Raw genomic sequence first — 15,516 nt, 5'->3', positions numbered from 1 at the left:
TATTATTCCTTGCTTGGGAATTTATCATTGATAACGAATTTTCATGCTCTAACTTATTGCAGACCTATGCCATTATGGCTATAACTCAATACAGTTCAGTTAAGACTTTTTTTAACAAATAACATTGTAAAGACGCGACAGAGCCTGTGGCGACCGACCGGCGGCGTCGGTGTTAGCCTCTGTAGCTTCTCTACGAATAAATTTAGGCTTATCTGTTAGCACGCGCCTACGGTGTTTGACCGCATCCTGACGGATGAACAGCGGTTCGCCCTATGGCGCGTCTTCCAAGCTGCGTCCAAACACGTAGTGCGGATAACCGTATTGGGCCATAACTTCTTTGTGTTTGATGCCATTTCCCCAAGCAAAAACCTATCCATTTTGATAAATAGTGGATAGGTTGCAAATTGTATTCAGTTATTTCATTTCTATCTTCTTGCTTGGCAATTTTCTATTTGCAATGTATCCAGATCAAAGCTTTTTTTCTTAGCAAACTTTTGAAGTTAAATTTTTGTCACATCAAGGCGAAATATTAGTGATAGGATCACTTGCATCAATACAGGTTTCCATCGCCTGGGTGGGAACAAGGTCGATTTCACTTCTTAAACCAACTACACACTGAGCAAAACGTGTTGGTAAAAGACTGCGATCACAAAAACTTAAAACTTCTGGGTCTGCAGATTCTTTGCTGTTTCTACTTATACCGACAACACAACTTGCTAATTCCTCAGGACGTCGTGCTTTTTCACAAGATGCTAGCGCATCTTTAGCTTCCAATTGAGTCTGTTTAACGATTTTAGTGAGACATTTAGATAATCTTTGTGGATGAAGTGCTCTAGCGCAAGCTTTTGACGCAGCTTCCGGACTAACATTATTATTTACTAATCTTCCCGCACACACTCGGTAACTATTTGTTTGTCTACTAAAAACAGCATCTACCGGACTTGGAAAAGAAATTGCTACGATACCAGCAACTGATAATACTGGTACAGCGACTTTCATTACTTTTTGGAGAAGCATTCCAGTACCCATATCATTGAAGTTATATTTTTGTTGTTCTTCAGTGTTCTTATACTCAGAAGGTGAATTTAAAAGATCCCTGTTGTTTGATTTGAATAGCATTAAATATCTCCAAACACCATAATTATTGCTATTTCATCATATTAATCTTGTTCTAGAAAGCTTGATCAATGTGAATGATATTTCTTTCCGTTAAAAGCTTTTAGTTAGATAACCTCAGGAAATATAGCACCACGGTTTTAGGTCAGAACATTTCCTGTTGCCCGTTCCCTTCTTAGCAAAATATAATTTCCTAACCTAGGTACTTACTGCTGTACATACAATTTATTTTTCTGAGACGCTAGATAATTAACCCATGCTCTCAGGCAAATCTAAAGATATTGACAAAATTGAGGTTTACATATAAAAGCGAAATTGACTAAAAAATTCTCGCATTTTTAGCCAAGGAATGTCACAATGGTATGTCTGAGTAAAATTTAAAGAGGAATATAGTTAAGGAAACTCATGTCCCGATATAGAGGACCACGTCTAAGAATTACACGCCGCCTGGGAGAATTGCCAGGATTGACTCGCAAAAGTGCTAGACGCGCTTATCCTCCCGGTCAACACGGTCAGAATCGTAAGAAGCGCTCCGAGTATGCTATTCGTTTGGAAGAAAAGCAGAAACTTCGCTATAACTACGGTCTCACAGAAAAACAATTGCTGCGTTATGTGCGTAAAGCCAGACGCGTAACAGGTTCTACCGGACAGGTACTACTGCAATTGTTAGAAATGCGTTTGGATAACACCATTTTCCGTTTGGGTATGGCTCCAACGATCCCTGCTGCACGTCAGTTGGTGAATCACGGTCATGTCTTAATAAACGGAAAGGAAGTTAATATTGCTAGCTACCAATGTCGTCCTGGAGAAGTTATTACTGTCAGGAATAATGACAGGTCACGCAAGATGGTAGAAACCAATTTACAATATCCGGGCTTGGCTAATCTTCCCAGTCATCTGGAATTTGATAAAAATACTATGACTGGTAAGGTTAACGGTCTATGCGAACGTGAATGGGTTGCACTTAATATCAACGAACTGCTGGTGGTGGAATACTACTCACGGAAAGCTTAAAAAATTCGTTGGTGGTCAATGGTCAGTAGTCAGTCAGTTCATAAAACTGACAACTGACTTGTCACTTTTTCTTAGCCACCAATTTGTGACATAGTGCGATTGTAAACTCCTGTTTGGTTACCAGTTTCGCGCTGCTTAAAGTTAATTTCTGGCTTTATTAATAATAGTTTTCTTACTTGCTCTCGTATTTTTGCTGGACTCACATCATTGCGTAGAGCTGTTTTTAAATCCAGTTGACCAGCCTCATTTAACAAACAAGGACGTAACCAGCCATCTGCACTCAGGCGCATTCTATTGCACCGGTTGCAAAAGCACTCAGACATTTGACTAATGAATCCCAAGGTTCCCTTTGCTCCCGGAATTTTAAACACATCTGCCGGTCCATTTCCAATAACTTGAGATTCTGTTAATCCCCATTTTCGCCGGATCCTGTCACGTAACTCCTCAGATGCGATCCAGCCCTTATCGGAAAATAATAAACTATTGCCAATGGGCATAAATTCAATAAAACGTACATGCCATTGTTTATCTATAGTAAGTGCGGCTAAATCTAAAACTTCATTGTCATTGACCCCTGGAATTACCACTACATTGATTTTTAACGGGTTGAAACCAACTTTGTACGCGACTTGCAGCCCATTCCAAACTTTTTCCCAACTTTGCCGACCTTGGCGACCAGTAATTGCTTTAAAAGTATCTGGATCTAAGGAATCTAAGCTGATATTAATTCGACGCAACCCAGCTTGATAAAGCTCTTTTGCAATTGGCGCTAACAAAAAACCATTGGTTGTCATTGAAAGGTCCTTTGTTTGTCTGAGGGATGCAATTTCTTCGACTAACCTAACCACTCCAGGGCGTAATAAAGGTTCACCACCAGTTAGACGAAAGCGAGTGAAACCAAGAGGAATAAAAACTTCTTCAAGCAGGGCTAATAATTCTGTATCTGTGAGAAATTCTTGCTTAAGTATATAGTTTAATTCTTCACCTTCTGGCATACAATACTGACAACTAAAATTGCAACGATCTATTAAACTAATCCTGAGATAATCTACCTGATTCATGGCTTATTATTTTGATTTTTTATTCAATGGGATTAATTGATTGTTATTTAACCCAATAAATACAGGTATACCAATATTTTTTCATTCACAAATCAAACCTGAGATTGTTTCTAAAATAAAGTTTTTTGCTTGATACAAAAAATCACCAAAAATTATTTAAGTAGAAAATATTTATAATTAAAAGTAAATTTGGTCCCATTTTATTTTTATTATTAACAGCGAAAATTTGACTTTTGGTGGTTGACTATAGAAGATACATTGATTTTATTTACAATTTATACATCTTTATATCTAGTAAATTTTATTACTGTAATTAAAGTTAATTTCTCGCGAAAATTCATCCGGACAAATTACTTTTTTAGCAATAGCTGACCAAGGATATTTTCTACTATTCATAAATAAGCGGTTATCTGCACCAATAATTTTTCACGTGGTATTGGAACTATCAGATTGCTCATTTGATAAGCACTTAAAACTACTTATTATGCAAGAAAGCCAATGTTAAATATGAATCATATCTTGAAAGTTAACTTCTTATTTTACCGTCAAAAAGCTGCTGTGCTTTCCGGAATATATTGTGGAGTTAGAAGATATTAATATTGAACAAGAAATTAAGCTGATACCCAAATATATTACCTTCAGTATTGAAGACTAAATAACAACACTATATTTTGTTAATTAAATAAAAATTAGGAAAACAACTCTCTTAGGAATGATATTGATTGTTGTTAATTCTTGCTAAGAATTACAAATATTCGAAAATTGAACGACATAAAATCATTTGATACGTTGAAATCTGATAACAGTTAAAACAGCTAATTATTGCCCAATCCTGCAGGAAAAAATGGTACTTATGGATAACCATTGTCCCCAGATTGTGCAATAATAAGCCGATCGCAAACCTTACCAATTTTCAGCCGTGCAACTGACCGACAATATCAATGAACTGGCGGAAGCTTTACAGCAGCCAGCAGATTTGACTTTTGAACTTCCCGACCCTGAAGACGATCAAATTCCCGAATCAGATTTCCTCAAGCAGGTAGATGTCGCATGGCAGGTGTGCGATCGCTTTGATTTACAAACGGATATTTGGCGGGGGCGAATTTTACGAGCGGTTCGTGATCGCGAGAAGCGGGGTGGTGACGGTCGCGGTACTGGTTTTCTTCATTGGTTAAAGGAACGAGAAATTAGTAAAAGTCAGGCATATTCATGGATCCAACTGGCTAATAGTGCTGATACTCTTTTAGAGGAAGGAAAACTAGAGCCAAAATCAATTAATAATTTTAGTAAACGGGCTTTTGTTGAAGCGGCTAAAGCTTCACCCGAAGTGCAACAAATGGTGAGTGAAGCAGCACAAAAAGGAGATAAAATTACTCGCCGAGAAGTTAAGCAACTTGCAGAAGAATGGACAGCGATGTCCTCAGAGTTGTTACCCGAAACAGTGAAAGAAAAAGCTGCAGAAAATTCTTTACCAGCTCGCTACATTGCACCTCTGGTAAAAGAAATGGAGAAGTTACCAGAACCCCATCAAAATGTTATTCAACAGGAAATAGCTTCAAACCCGGACTTGGATACCCTCAAGCAAGTTACTTCTGAGGCGCGGAGTTTAGCAAAATATCTCAAAGCTGCTGTCCAAGTTCAAGCTTTAAGCGCCCAAGAAGTTGATATTGAAACAGCTTTGGAAGAAGCTCAAAGAGTTGGTTGCTTAAGTATTGCAGCCGATTTAGTCAATCAAGCTTCTCAGTTAGAGCAAATGATAGCCAAAATGTACATGACTTGGAAGCGAATTAATAACTTGTCAGACAGATTGTATGTTGATACAGGAGCTAGCACCCCACAATTACGTTTCTTGTTGGAGTGTTTAGAACCTTTAGGTAGTGAGGTGATGGAATTACAGTTGGGTAGTGCGGGAGAGCGTAATATTCGACTCCATATTCAAGAAACTAGTGACCTACCAGATGGATTTTGATTATTTTTGATTAATTTAGAAGATGAATTTCAATCCATTTCTAATTTCTATCTGTTTTTAAAAGCACTTGAGATTAATTCACTAAACACGCTATTTTTGCAAAGGGTCGATTTTATTCCAATCTTCTAAATAATATAAATTCTCTAAAATCTTTATTACATCAGGAAAACTCAAAAGTCTTCCTGATTGACATTATGTATAAATTTATGGGAAGTTGGCAAACAGTAGCTTTATTTGTGAAAAGCGTACCAATTCGTAGATTAAATCAAAGAATGAATAAATAGTTGACAGTTTACTGTTAACTTTTGAATGCTAAATATCAAATGTTAACCGTAGCCCCAAAGGGCTTGGCTTTAGCCACAAACTGCTAACTAATAAAAGGTGTGTGATTGACAATGTTATCTTTTTACTTAACGGCTACAGCCTGGGGATTGGGGTCGATTTTATTCGCTGAACTGGTACGCGACATATACCATATGGTTTCACATCGCTGGTCTTGGCTTTATCGCCAACATGTTTGGCATCATCGTGTTTTTCGTCGTGACTATAGTGTTGTTAGCGATACTGTATATCGTAAATCCCAGTGGCGTAATGACTTACCTGAATCTCTGGTAATGCTCCTATTCGGTTTCTTTGGGTGGTGGATTTGCTTTCAATTGGCTCCTGATTTTCATTGGGCTACTGCGATCGGAATACTTTATACATTAGTTTTTTTATTTAGTTGTATTGCTCGCGGTATTGGTAGCCAATGGGCAGCAGAAGCTACTGATTTAACTCATGCACCTGGTATTTTTACTGAATCGCCATCTCGTTGGTTCGTAAACCGAACTTATCATTGGCGGCATCATTTTGATAATGATAATGCTTACTATTGCGGTACACTTACATTTTTTGACAAGCTTATGAGTACAGCTTTGTCTTTGAAAGGGAAAAAGATAGCTGTTACTGGTGCATCTGGCACTTTGGGACGTTCTTTATTATTACGATTACACTCATGTGGAGCTAAAGTTATAGCCCTCAGTTCCAAATCTGAGTCTATAACCTTAAAAGTTAATGGCAATGATGTCAACTTTAAAACTGTGAATTGGCAAGTTGGTCAAGAAACTGAATTAAAAGAAGTATTGGAAAAAATTGACATCCTGATTCTAAATCACGGTATCAATGTTTATGGTGAAAGGACTCCCGAGGCGATCGCCAAATCTTATGAAATCAACGTTTTTTCCAGTTGGCGCTTAATGGAGCTATTTTTTGATACGGTGCGAACTAATAAAGATATGGCGCTGAAGGAAGTATGGGTAAACACCTCAGAAGCAGAGGTTAACCCAGCCTTTAGCCCACTTTACGAACTTTCCAAACGGACTTTAGGAGATTTAGTTACTCTACGTCGGTTAGATGCTCCTTGTGTGGTGCGAAAACTAATCCTTGGACCATTTAAAAGTAATCTCAACCCAGTTGGAGTAATGTCAGGAGATTGGGTCGCAAAACAAATTATTGCCTTAGCTAAGCGAGATTTTCGTAACATTATTGTGACAATTAATCCTTTAACTTATTTACTTTTCCCAATTAAAGAGTTTTGTAGTTCGGTTTATTTTCGATTTTTCAGCAAGTACAATAATCTGTCACCTTCTGTTGATAAATCAGAACTATCAGAGTTAAATATCAAAGTTAAAGGGTAATTATTAATTTATTATTTGCTAAGTTAATTATCTATCCAGTCGAGCTTTCATCTCTGGTGATTAGTCATTCTTTCACAACAAACAATGATTAGTTATCAATATATGGCGTTGCAGAAATGAGGTATGAATTTTAAAAATTTATCCCAAAGTATAGCCCCCCAAATCCCCCATTAGCGGATCCGTAGTTAGCGCAGCTATAAGCTTCTAGCGTGATCGCAAGGTCATAAATGGGGGACTTTGAGAAGTATGTTTCCCCCAAAATTGGGGGCTAGGGGGCGAAATCATCCTTTGATTAAGCAACGTCCCAGTTATTAATTAATAAAAGCATATGTCCAAAGTAAATTAAGCCCACAACAACGTGCGAAATACTAATATTTGACACTACTGATTGATGATTTATAATCCATAGCAAACAAATATTAGTAACTATTTATAATATTATCTATTACTTTTATTAATACTTGATGGCAGAAAAATACTCTAATAAATGTAAATGTATTTATTGTCGCAATGTATAATAAATTAGTTAAAACAGGGGAAAGTAAAAATTTAAATCGCTAATTTTTAATTCCCGTAGTAGCTATGCCTCTAATAAATTGACGCTGACCGATTAAAAATAAAACTATGACAGGAAGAGTAGCAATTGTCACTGCAGCCATCAGTAGGGGCCAATTACTAGTAAATTGTTCTTGAAATTCTGCTAAAGTCAACTGCACAGTCCTTAATTCTGGTCTAGTGGTAAATACCAACGGCTTAAATACATCGTTCCATTCACCAATAAATGTAAATAAAAACAATGTAATCAAAGCTGGGCGAGCTAAAGGCAACATAACCTGCCATAGTATTTGCAGCCTATTTGCTCCATCCATAGCTGCGGCTTCTTCTAATTCAACAGGAATCGTTTGGAAAAATTGCCGCATCAAAAAGATTCCAAAGCCATTTGCTGCAGTTGGTAGGATTAATGCCCCATAAGTGTTAATCAGATTTCCCCATTTAAGTACTAAGAATGTTGGAATCACTAATAACTGAAACGGAATAACCAATGTAGCCAAAATAATTAATAATAAAGCTTGACGCCCCTTAAATTTCAACCTAGCAAGGGCATAACCAGCTAATGCCGAAGTGAATATCTGAAAACCAGTTACAGATAAAGCAACAAAAGTTGAATTCCAAAAAGCCAAGGGAAATTTACCACGACTCCAAGCCTCTTGATAGTTACTAAAAGACCAACCATCTTTCGGTATGATTTGTAGGGTTGTACCCTCAGGGGAGAACGATGTCAGTAATACTATTAACAGGGGCAATAAAACAATAAAACTCCCTAGTAGCAGTACTCCAATGTTTAAAAAGCTGAGATAATTGAAATTTAAAGATGTTTTTGACACTTAATCCATAGCAATGTATCTACTGTTTAATACTAGAGCATCTCCTGTCACAATCGTTAATTCACTGCCTTCTCGTTGTAATATTACGGATGTGATGCAATTTGTTATTATTTTGCTCTTTGTTATTTGTTCTGCTAAAAGCTAAGTAGTAACAAGTATGCTCGCGAAAAGCAAAAAGTATAAATATAGTGAAAATTATAGTGTACTTGCTAAATTAAATTAAAGCTCAGTAATACTGCCCTAAATGTCACAGGGTATATTCAATTCTCCTAACCCACAGTTCTCGTCTAAAGGAGTAAACGTACCATGCAGCAGCTTGCAAATCAATCCGAAATGGATTATCAAAGTGAGATTTACAAAGATGCTTATACTCGTGTCAATGCCATTGTGATTGAAGGGGAACAAGAAGCCCATGAAAATTACATCCAACTAGCACAACTGCTGCCAGAGCATATACAAGAGCTAACTCGTCTCTCAAAGATGGAGAGCCGTCACAAAAAGGGGTTTGAAGCTTGCGGACGCAATCTCAAGGTAACTCCTGATTTGGAGTTTGCCAAGCAATTTTTCTCTAAATTACATCAAAATTTTCAGACAGCTTTCTCAGAAGGAAAAGTTGTTACTTGTTTGTTGATCCAGTCTTTAATTATTGAATGTTTTGCAATTGCAGCATACAACATTTATATTCCAGTTGCTGATCCATTTGCGCGCAAAATAACCGAAGGTGTGGTGAAAGACGAATACACCCATCTAAATTTTGGTGAGGTCTGGTTGAAAGAACACTTTGAAGAATCCAAAGCTGAATTGGAAGAAGCAAATCGTCAAAACTTACCCATAGTTTGGCAAATGCTAGAACAAGTAGCTGTGGATGCTGAAAATATGGCAATGGAAAAAGACGCCTTAATTGAAGACTTCATGATTCAGTATGGTGAAGCTTTAAGCAATATTGGTTTCTCTACTCGTGAAATTATGCGTCTTTCTGCTTATGGACTGAGAGCCGTTTAATAAGCCAAGTAACACAATTACAAAAGTGCTGAGTCGATGGATACGGTTATTGGTGCGGTAATACATTAAGTTCAAAGAAAGTTTAAGGAAAAATTTAATCAGATATTCTTTAAAATTTCTTTTGCCTTTAACTCCTCATTAATAACTGTTTCTGAAGACGTCCCCTTGGGGCGTCTTTACTTGAAAATCATAATTTCAAAACTTCAAAACATTTTATTCCACGTTTTACACGAGGCAAACGCCCGTTGGCAAATAGTTCATGTTTGGTCTAATCGGACATCTTACCAGCTTAAATCACGCCCAATCAGTAGCAAAAGAATTGGGTTATCCAGAATACGCCGACCAAGGTTTGGATTTTTGGTGTAGTGCTCCCCCTCAAATTGTTGACACTATCACAGTAACCAGCGTTACTGGACAAAAAATTGAGGGGCGCTATGTCGAGTCTTGCTTTCTACCGGAGATGTTAGCTAATCGTCGAATTAAAGCTGCAACTAGGAAGATTTTAAATGCAATGGCTCATGCTCAAAAGCATGGCATAAACATCACTGCTTTGGGTGGTTTTTCTTCAATAATTTTTGAAAACTTCAAATTAGAGCAATTTCAGCAAGTCCGAAATATCAAACTTGAGTTTGAACGCTTTACAACCGGAAATACCCACACTGCTTATATAATTTGTCGGCAAGTTGAGGAAGCATCAAAGCAATTAGGAATAGAACTTGAGAATGCAACAGTCGCAGTATGTGGTGCAACCGGAGATATTGGTAGCGCCGTCTGCAGATGGTTGGATGCAAAAACCGAGGTTCGGGAGTTATTGCTGATCGCCCGTAACCAAGAACGCTTGCAAAAATTGCAAACCCAACTTGGACGGGGAAAGATTGTTGGGATGGAAGGTGCATTTCCCCAAGCCGATATTATTGTTTGGGTGGCGAGTATGCCAAAAGGCATGGAAATTAATCCAAAAACTTTAAAAAAACCTTGTTTACTGATTGATGGTGGCTACCCTAAAAATTTAGCGACAAAAATTCAACATCCAGGCATACATATACTTAACGGCGGAATTGTAGAGCATTCTCTTGATATTGACTGGAAAATCATGACAATAGTCAATATGGAAGTTCCTGCTCGTCAGTTATTTGCTTGCTTTGCCGAGTCAATGTTACTGGAGTTCGAGAAGTTACATACTAACTTTTCTTGGGGACGAAATCAGATTACCGTAGAAAAGATGGAACAAATAGGTCGAGTATCCGTAAAACATGGATTTAGACCCTTGCTTGTTGGATAACAAGAAGTTGAGAGTTGGCGGTTGACTATTAACATCACAATCGTTAACTGTTAACTGTCAACAACCTCATCTGCGATGTTCTATCTTGGTAGTTTACTTACTTAGTTTACTTCTTGAATGTCTCCGAGCAGAGTTTAATAAGGCCCAACAGAATAGAGCCCAAAAATAAACTCGGCTTTTAACTATTATTTAGGAATTATGTAAACAGGGTAGGAAAATTGCTATTTGTGATGATTTACTACCCAGATTAAGCCCAGGGCTGCAAGATAAGAAGCACTACCTAAATTTTCTCCTCTAAAACTCAATTAGTTTTTTAGAGGGATTTTTTAGTCCCGAGCTTAGGTAAGATCTATTATTTAGCTCTTAATTTCCCCGATATACCAACAAAATCTCTATAATTCAACAATTATCACTTTAATAATGGCTACTACAGAGCGCAAACCGCTACTACTAGATTTTGAAAAGCCGCTAGCAGAACTCGCTAATCGAATTGAGCAAATTCGTCAACTTGCTGAGGAAAATGGCGTCGATGTTTCTAGTCAGATTCGTCAACTAGAAACACGCGCTATGCAATTACGTGAAGAAATTTTCAGTAGCCTGACACCAACACAAAGGCTGCAAGTAGCTCGCCATCCGCGACGCCCTAGTACTTTAGATTACATTCAAGCGATTACCGATGAGTGGATGGAACTACATGGCGATCGCGGTGGTTCTGATGACCCGGCTTTAGTAGGTGGAGTTGCTCGTTTGGGGGGGCAGCCAGTGGTAATGTTGGGTCACCAAAAAGGTCGGGATACAAAAGATAATATTGCTCGCAATTTCGGTATGGCTTCTCCCGGTGGTTACCGCAAAGCAATGCGCCTAATGGAACATGCTAATAAGTTCAGCATGCCGGTTATAACTTTTATTGATACTCCTGGAGCTTTACCAACAGTGGTAGCCGAACAAGGAGGTCAAGGAGAAGCTATCGCTTATAATTTACGGGAAATGTTTCGCTTGGAAGTACCAATTATCTGTACAGTGATTGGAGAAGGAGGCTCTGGTGGTGCATTAGGAATCGGTGTAGGTGATCGGTTAATGATGTTTGAACATTCTGTATATACCGTTGCTACTCCTGAAGCCTGTGCTGCAATTCTTTGGAAAGATTCTTCTAAAGCACCACAAGCAACTTTAGCACTAAAAATTACTTCTAACGACTTAAAAAATCTTGGTATTATCGACCAAATATTAACCGAACCAGTTGGTGGCGCTCATTCAGACCCTTTACAAGCTGCCCAAACTCTCAAGCAAGCTTTGTTAGATAATCTTGAAGAATTGGTTCGCCTAACTCCCCAACAAAGACGCCAGTTGCGCTATGAAAAATTTCGCGCTATTGGATCTTTCCAGGAACTAGATGTTTCTTAAAAGTAGGAATTTTTAGTTTAAATAAAACAGCAATGCTATAATTGCCTATGGCACGTAAAGATTTTTAACAATCTTCTCAGCCATAGGCATTTGTACTTTTTTTACCAATTGACTCGATAGTACAGGGTGGTTTGTACCGGACTAATTTATTAACTTTAAGACCATGAAATATAAGGTCAGCCAGGATATGTCCTTGCAGAGTAGCCGCTATCAGTATTCAAGGCAAGCAGCTTATTTCTTAGTGAGAAATATGTGTGTGCCTTAGAATTTATTTGATAATTCGACGAGTTATATACCCATTGAGGGGAGTATAGCAGCAATCATCTAGAAAATTTTGAATTTTAAGTATAGCTTAATCTATCCAAGGCAAGAGACTTCAATAACAGGATAGATGTGCGGTCAAAGCGTTCGAAATATTGGAATAAAGCATGAGTTTGGAGCAAAAAAAAACTGCCCTAATTACCGGGGCAAGTAGTGGTATCGGTAAAGCCACCGCTTTGGAATTTGCAAAAGCGGGGATAGATATTGCTTTAGTCAGTCGAACAACTGATAAGTTGGCAAAGGTCGCATCTGAAGCTCGGGCGTTGGGGGTAAACTCAAAATTTTATCCTCTTGATTTAGAAAACCTAGAAACAGTGTCGGAAAATATCCAGAATATTATTAGTGACTTTGGGAACATAGATATTCTCGTCAATAATGCTGGCATTGGTTATACAGGGACTCTAAGTCAAACTTCACTATCTGATTGGCAACGGGTAATAGATTTAAATTTAACCAGTGTCTTTCAGTGTATTATGGGAGTCTTACCTGCGATGCGCGATCACGGCATGGGAACAATTATTAATGTTTCCTCTATTGCAGGAAAACAAGCTTTTGCCGGTTGGGGAGCTTACTGCGTCAGTAAAGCTGGTTTAATGGCTCTTTCTCAAGCTTTGTCACAAGAAGAACGCCCTCACGGTATTCGTGTGACAGCGATTTGTCCTGGTGCTGTAAATACTAGTATCTGGGATACCGACACCGTGAATGCGGACTTTGACCGCTCCAAAATGTTATCTCCTGAAGATGTTGCTCACTCGATTCTCTATGCTGCGATGTTACCAAAGCAAGCGGTTGTAGACGAATTAACACTTATGCCAAGTGCAGGCGTTCTGTAAATTTTCGTTCGTGAATTTCCGTTCGTGAATTTTTTCCGCGAACTCTTTTTCATCAATTCCTTTATTTGTGAATTATTGCGTTCGTGAATCGTTAGTTATTTGTGAACTATTCATCATCCAAATTGATTGTTGAGTTGACAGGATACTTCAGTTTTCTTGTCTCAAGAGGGTTTTAAGAGAAAAATGAAAGGCAAAGTTTTGATTTTGTGTCGTAAAGCTCAGAGGATAGTGTATGTGCTTTCCAGTGTAATGTTTTTACAAGTATTTAAGGTTGTCAGCCTTTGAATATATGAGTATTGAACTTCCCAAAACTTAATTCTCTCACTAACTTGTCAGATTCTTAATTCCCCAATTCACTATCTTCGATGGGTGTCTATCTAACTAACGACAATTGTCCGTAACAGCAAATAAACAGGTATCTCACAGACAAGCTATACGCTCGTCATATCTATTTTTCGATTATTTCTTTTTCGACTTAAATCGACTCTGTTAACTACAGACAAAAACTAAAAGACATCATGACTATCGTTCGTTCCAACGGTTCCAACGGCTCCAACATCTCCCAATCTCCTCTGATTCCCGATTTAGCAGATGTTATAAAAAGTAAAAAAGAACAAAACATACCAAAACCAGAATCACCAGAGCAGATGGAGCGGATGACCGATGCAGTTCGGACTCTGCTCGAGGGAGTTGGAGAAGATCCGGAACGGGAGGGATTACTCAAAACTCCGCAGCGTGTCGCCAAGGCAATGCAATTCCTTACCAGTGGTTACAAGCAGTCTTTAGAAGACATCATCAATGGTGCAATTTTTGATGAAGGTCATGACGAGATGGTCCTGGTTAGAGATATCAATCTCTTTAGTCTTTGCGAACATCATATGTTACCTTTCATGGGTAAAGCTCATGTTGCTTATATTCCCAATCAAAAAGTTGTGGGGTTGAGTAAGTTAGCTCGCATTGTTGAAATGTATTCTCGTCGGTTACAAGTACAAGAGCGTTTAACCAGACAAGTGGCTGAAGCTGTACAAGAGATTCTTGAACCGAAAGGAGTTGCAGTTGTAATTGAAGCAACTCATATGTGCATGGTAATGCGAGGCGTACAAAAGCCTGGTTCTTGGACTGTCACTAGCGCAATGGTAGGGGTATTTGAGCAAGAGCAAAAAACCCGAGAAGAATTTTTTAATTTGATTCGTCACCAACCAGCATTTTTCTAAATGTTGGGGACTAGGGATAGCACTGCGTGCCGCCTTGCGGCATAGAGCCTGCGGCGTCGGCAGAACCGCAGGTGATGTAGTCATAGCCTCTGGGGACTGGCTATTGGGGATTAGGGAAAAATACCTAATCCCTAGTCGCTAATTCTCACTAGCCAGCCAATTGCTCAAATAACTTTGCCACTTTATTCAAATCTTTATCTCCTGGAGAGCGTTCCACACCACTCGATAAATCAATCCCATTGGGACAAATCAAAGCCAAAGCTTCTAAAATATTGTCTGGAGTTAGTCCCCCGGCTAAAAACCAAGGCAAACCAGGATTAAATTGCTTTAAAGTTTGCCAATCTATTTTTTTACCCGTACCCCCCAATTGTTGGGGATGATAGGCATCAAGTAAAAGTGTATTAACCTTTGCAAGGTAAAATTCTACTTTACTTAAATCATCAACAGCTTTAATTCGTAAAGCCTTAATAATTTCCATTTCGGGCAGATTATCTCGTAATTGTTGGCAGAATTCTGGCGATTCATCTCCATGCAACTGGATACCCGTCAAGACTGAATTTGTGGCAATTTGAATTATTTCTTCTATTGAAGAATTAGCAAACACACCAATCTTGTCAGTATCTTTAGGAACTTGTTCTACTACTGCTCTAATTTGATTGACATCAACATAGCGTGGAGAGGCTTTAACGCAAATAAACCCCAAGGCTGTTGCCCCTAAAGATACAATTTCCCTACCTTGCTGTGGTTTTGTAATACCACAAATTTTAATTCGCATGACAATTGATTATTTTGTATCACACAATACAGAAAAAAATCTATTTTTGACACAATACCCGCTTTGTTATCTGGAACTTATAATTTTGGTGGTTTATATACATTTTCCATTCAGGAGAAAGAAATTTGATATCTTACTTACTGTCAACTGCGGCTAATGTACCCGTAACGCCCATCTGGACTCCCCAAGTAGCCGGAATAATTGCTGGCAGTTCTATAGTATCTCTTTTGTTAACAACAAAAGTTAAGTACCCCAATATTGGACCAAAAATGCCTCTTGTCCCTATCAGTATTCCAGCATTTGTTGGTGCAATGTGTTTTGGTCATATCCTGGGTATTGGTATTGTATTGGGATTGACTAATATTGGTACTTTGTAGATTGCAGATTTTTCTAAAGGCTAACGCTTAGGGAAATTGTAAAGTTTTAGAGGCGCTCGATTGCAGCGTCTCTACTAAAAATATTTT

13 protein-coding genes are annotated in these 15,516 nt (G+C 38.3%); 9 read left to right on the top strand and 4 right to left on the bottom strand.

Going from position 1 to position 15,516, the window contains the following annotated elements:
• Positions 1 to 516 precede the first annotated feature (516 nt).
• Entirely contained in the window at positions 517 to 1,119 is a 603-nt protein-coding gene (locus tag QNJ50_RS06350) for a hypothetical protein (RefSeq protein WP_300633294.1), read from the bottom strand.
• Positions 1,120 to 1,521: 402 nt separating this feature from the next.
• Between QNJ50_RS06350 and rpsD the strand changes: the two genes are divergently transcribed.
• Complete coding sequence (gene rpsD, locus QNJ50_RS06345) at positions 1,522 to 2,130, top strand: 30S ribosomal protein S4 (protein ID WP_300633292.1); 609 nt, start codon at positions 1,522 to 1,524, stop codon at positions 2,128 to 2,130.
• Positions 2,131 to 2,201: 71 nt separating this feature from the next.
• Here the strand turns inward: rpsD and moaA are convergent, their stop codons facing one another.
• On the bottom strand, positions 2,202 to 3,191 hold the full coding sequence (gene moaA, locus QNJ50_RS06340) for a GTP 3',8-cyclase MoaA (protein ID WP_300633290.1): 990 nt from the start codon (positions 3,189 to 3,191) through the stop codon (positions 2,202 to 2,204).
• A gap of 919 nt (positions 3,192 to 4,110) precedes the next feature.
• Here moaA and QNJ50_RS06335 point away from each other — a divergent pair.
• On the top strand, positions 4,111 to 5,160 hold the full coding sequence (locus QNJ50_RS06335; RefSeq protein WP_300633288.1) for a hypothetical protein: 1,050 nt from the start codon (positions 4,111 to 4,113) through the stop codon (positions 5,158 to 5,160).
• Positions 5,161 to 5,555: 395 nt separating this feature from the next.
• Positions 5,556 to 6,836 (top strand): bifunctional sterol desaturase/short chain dehydrogenase, encoded by a 1,281-nt coding sequence (locus tag QNJ50_RS06330; RefSeq protein WP_300633286.1) that lies wholly within the window; start codon positions 5,556 to 5,558, stop codon positions 6,834 to 6,836.
• 557 nt (positions 6,837 to 7,393) lie between these two features.
• Here the strand turns inward: QNJ50_RS06330 and QNJ50_RS06325 are convergent.
• A complete protein-coding gene (locus QNJ50_RS06325; RefSeq protein ID WP_300633284.1) occupies positions 7,394 to 8,221 on the bottom strand; it encodes a carbohydrate ABC transporter permease in 828 nt (275 codons plus the stop codon).
• A gap of 306 nt (positions 8,222 to 8,527) precedes the next feature.
• Between QNJ50_RS06325 and QNJ50_RS06320 the strand changes: the two genes are divergently transcribed.
• The 5 genes from QNJ50_RS06320 to folE all read left to right on the top strand — a co-directional run bounded on the left by QNJ50_RS06320 (position 8,528) and on the right by folE (position 14,277).
• Positions 8,528 to 9,223, top strand: a complete 696-nt coding sequence (locus QNJ50_RS06320; RefSeq protein ID WP_300633282.1) for an aldehyde oxygenase (deformylating) — start codon at positions 8,528 to 8,530, stop codon at positions 9,221 to 9,223.
• Between the two features lie 259 nt (positions 9,224 to 9,482).
• Positions 9,483 to 10,505, top strand: coding sequence for a long-chain acyl-[acyl-carrier-protein] reductase (locus QNJ50_RS06315; protein WP_300633280.1), 1,023 nt, complete (start codon positions 9,483 to 9,485; stop codon positions 10,503 to 10,505).
• Between the two features lie 420 nt (positions 10,506 to 10,925).
• Complete coding sequence (locus QNJ50_RS06310; protein ID WP_300633279.1) at positions 10,926 to 11,909, top strand: acetyl-CoA carboxylase carboxyltransferase subunit alpha; 984 nt, start codon at positions 10,926 to 10,928, stop codon at positions 11,907 to 11,909.
• Between the two features lie 428 nt (positions 11,910 to 12,337).
• Entirely contained in the window at positions 12,338 to 13,063 is a 726-nt protein-coding gene (locus QNJ50_RS06305; protein WP_300633277.1) for an SDR family oxidoreductase, read from the top strand.
• 518 nt (positions 13,064 to 13,581) lie between these two features.
• Positions 13,582 to 14,277, top strand: a complete 696-nt coding sequence (gene folE, locus QNJ50_RS06300; RefSeq protein WP_300633275.1) for a GTP cyclohydrolase I FolE — start codon at positions 13,582 to 13,584, stop codon at positions 14,275 to 14,277.
• Between the two features lie 148 nt (positions 14,278 to 14,425).
• Here the strand turns inward: folE and QNJ50_RS06295 are convergent, their stop codons facing one another.
• Entirely contained in the window at positions 14,426 to 15,052 is a 627-nt protein-coding gene (locus QNJ50_RS06295) for a phosphoribosylanthranilate isomerase (protein ID WP_300633273.1), read from the bottom strand.
• A gap of 125 nt (positions 15,053 to 15,177) precedes the next feature.
• On the opposite strand from QNJ50_RS06295, the gene psaK reads away from it, so the two are divergent.
• The gene (psaK, locus tag QNJ50_RS06290) at positions 15,178 to 15,429 is read left to right on the top strand and encodes a photosystem I reaction center subunit PsaK (protein WP_300633271.1); all 252 of its coding nucleotides are present in this window, start codon (positions 15,178 to 15,180) and stop codon (positions 15,427 to 15,429) included.
• The last annotated feature ends 87 nt before the right edge of the window (positions 15,430 to 15,516 follow it).

The organism is Mastigocoleus sp. MO_188.B34, from assembly GCF_030065675.1.
GTDB lineage: Bacteria > Cyanobacteriota > Cyanobacteriia > Cyanobacteriales > Nostocaceae > Mastigocoleus.
The sequence above is the reverse complement of the archived record's forward strand: the minus strand, read 5'-3'. Positions and strand labels throughout refer to the sequence as shown.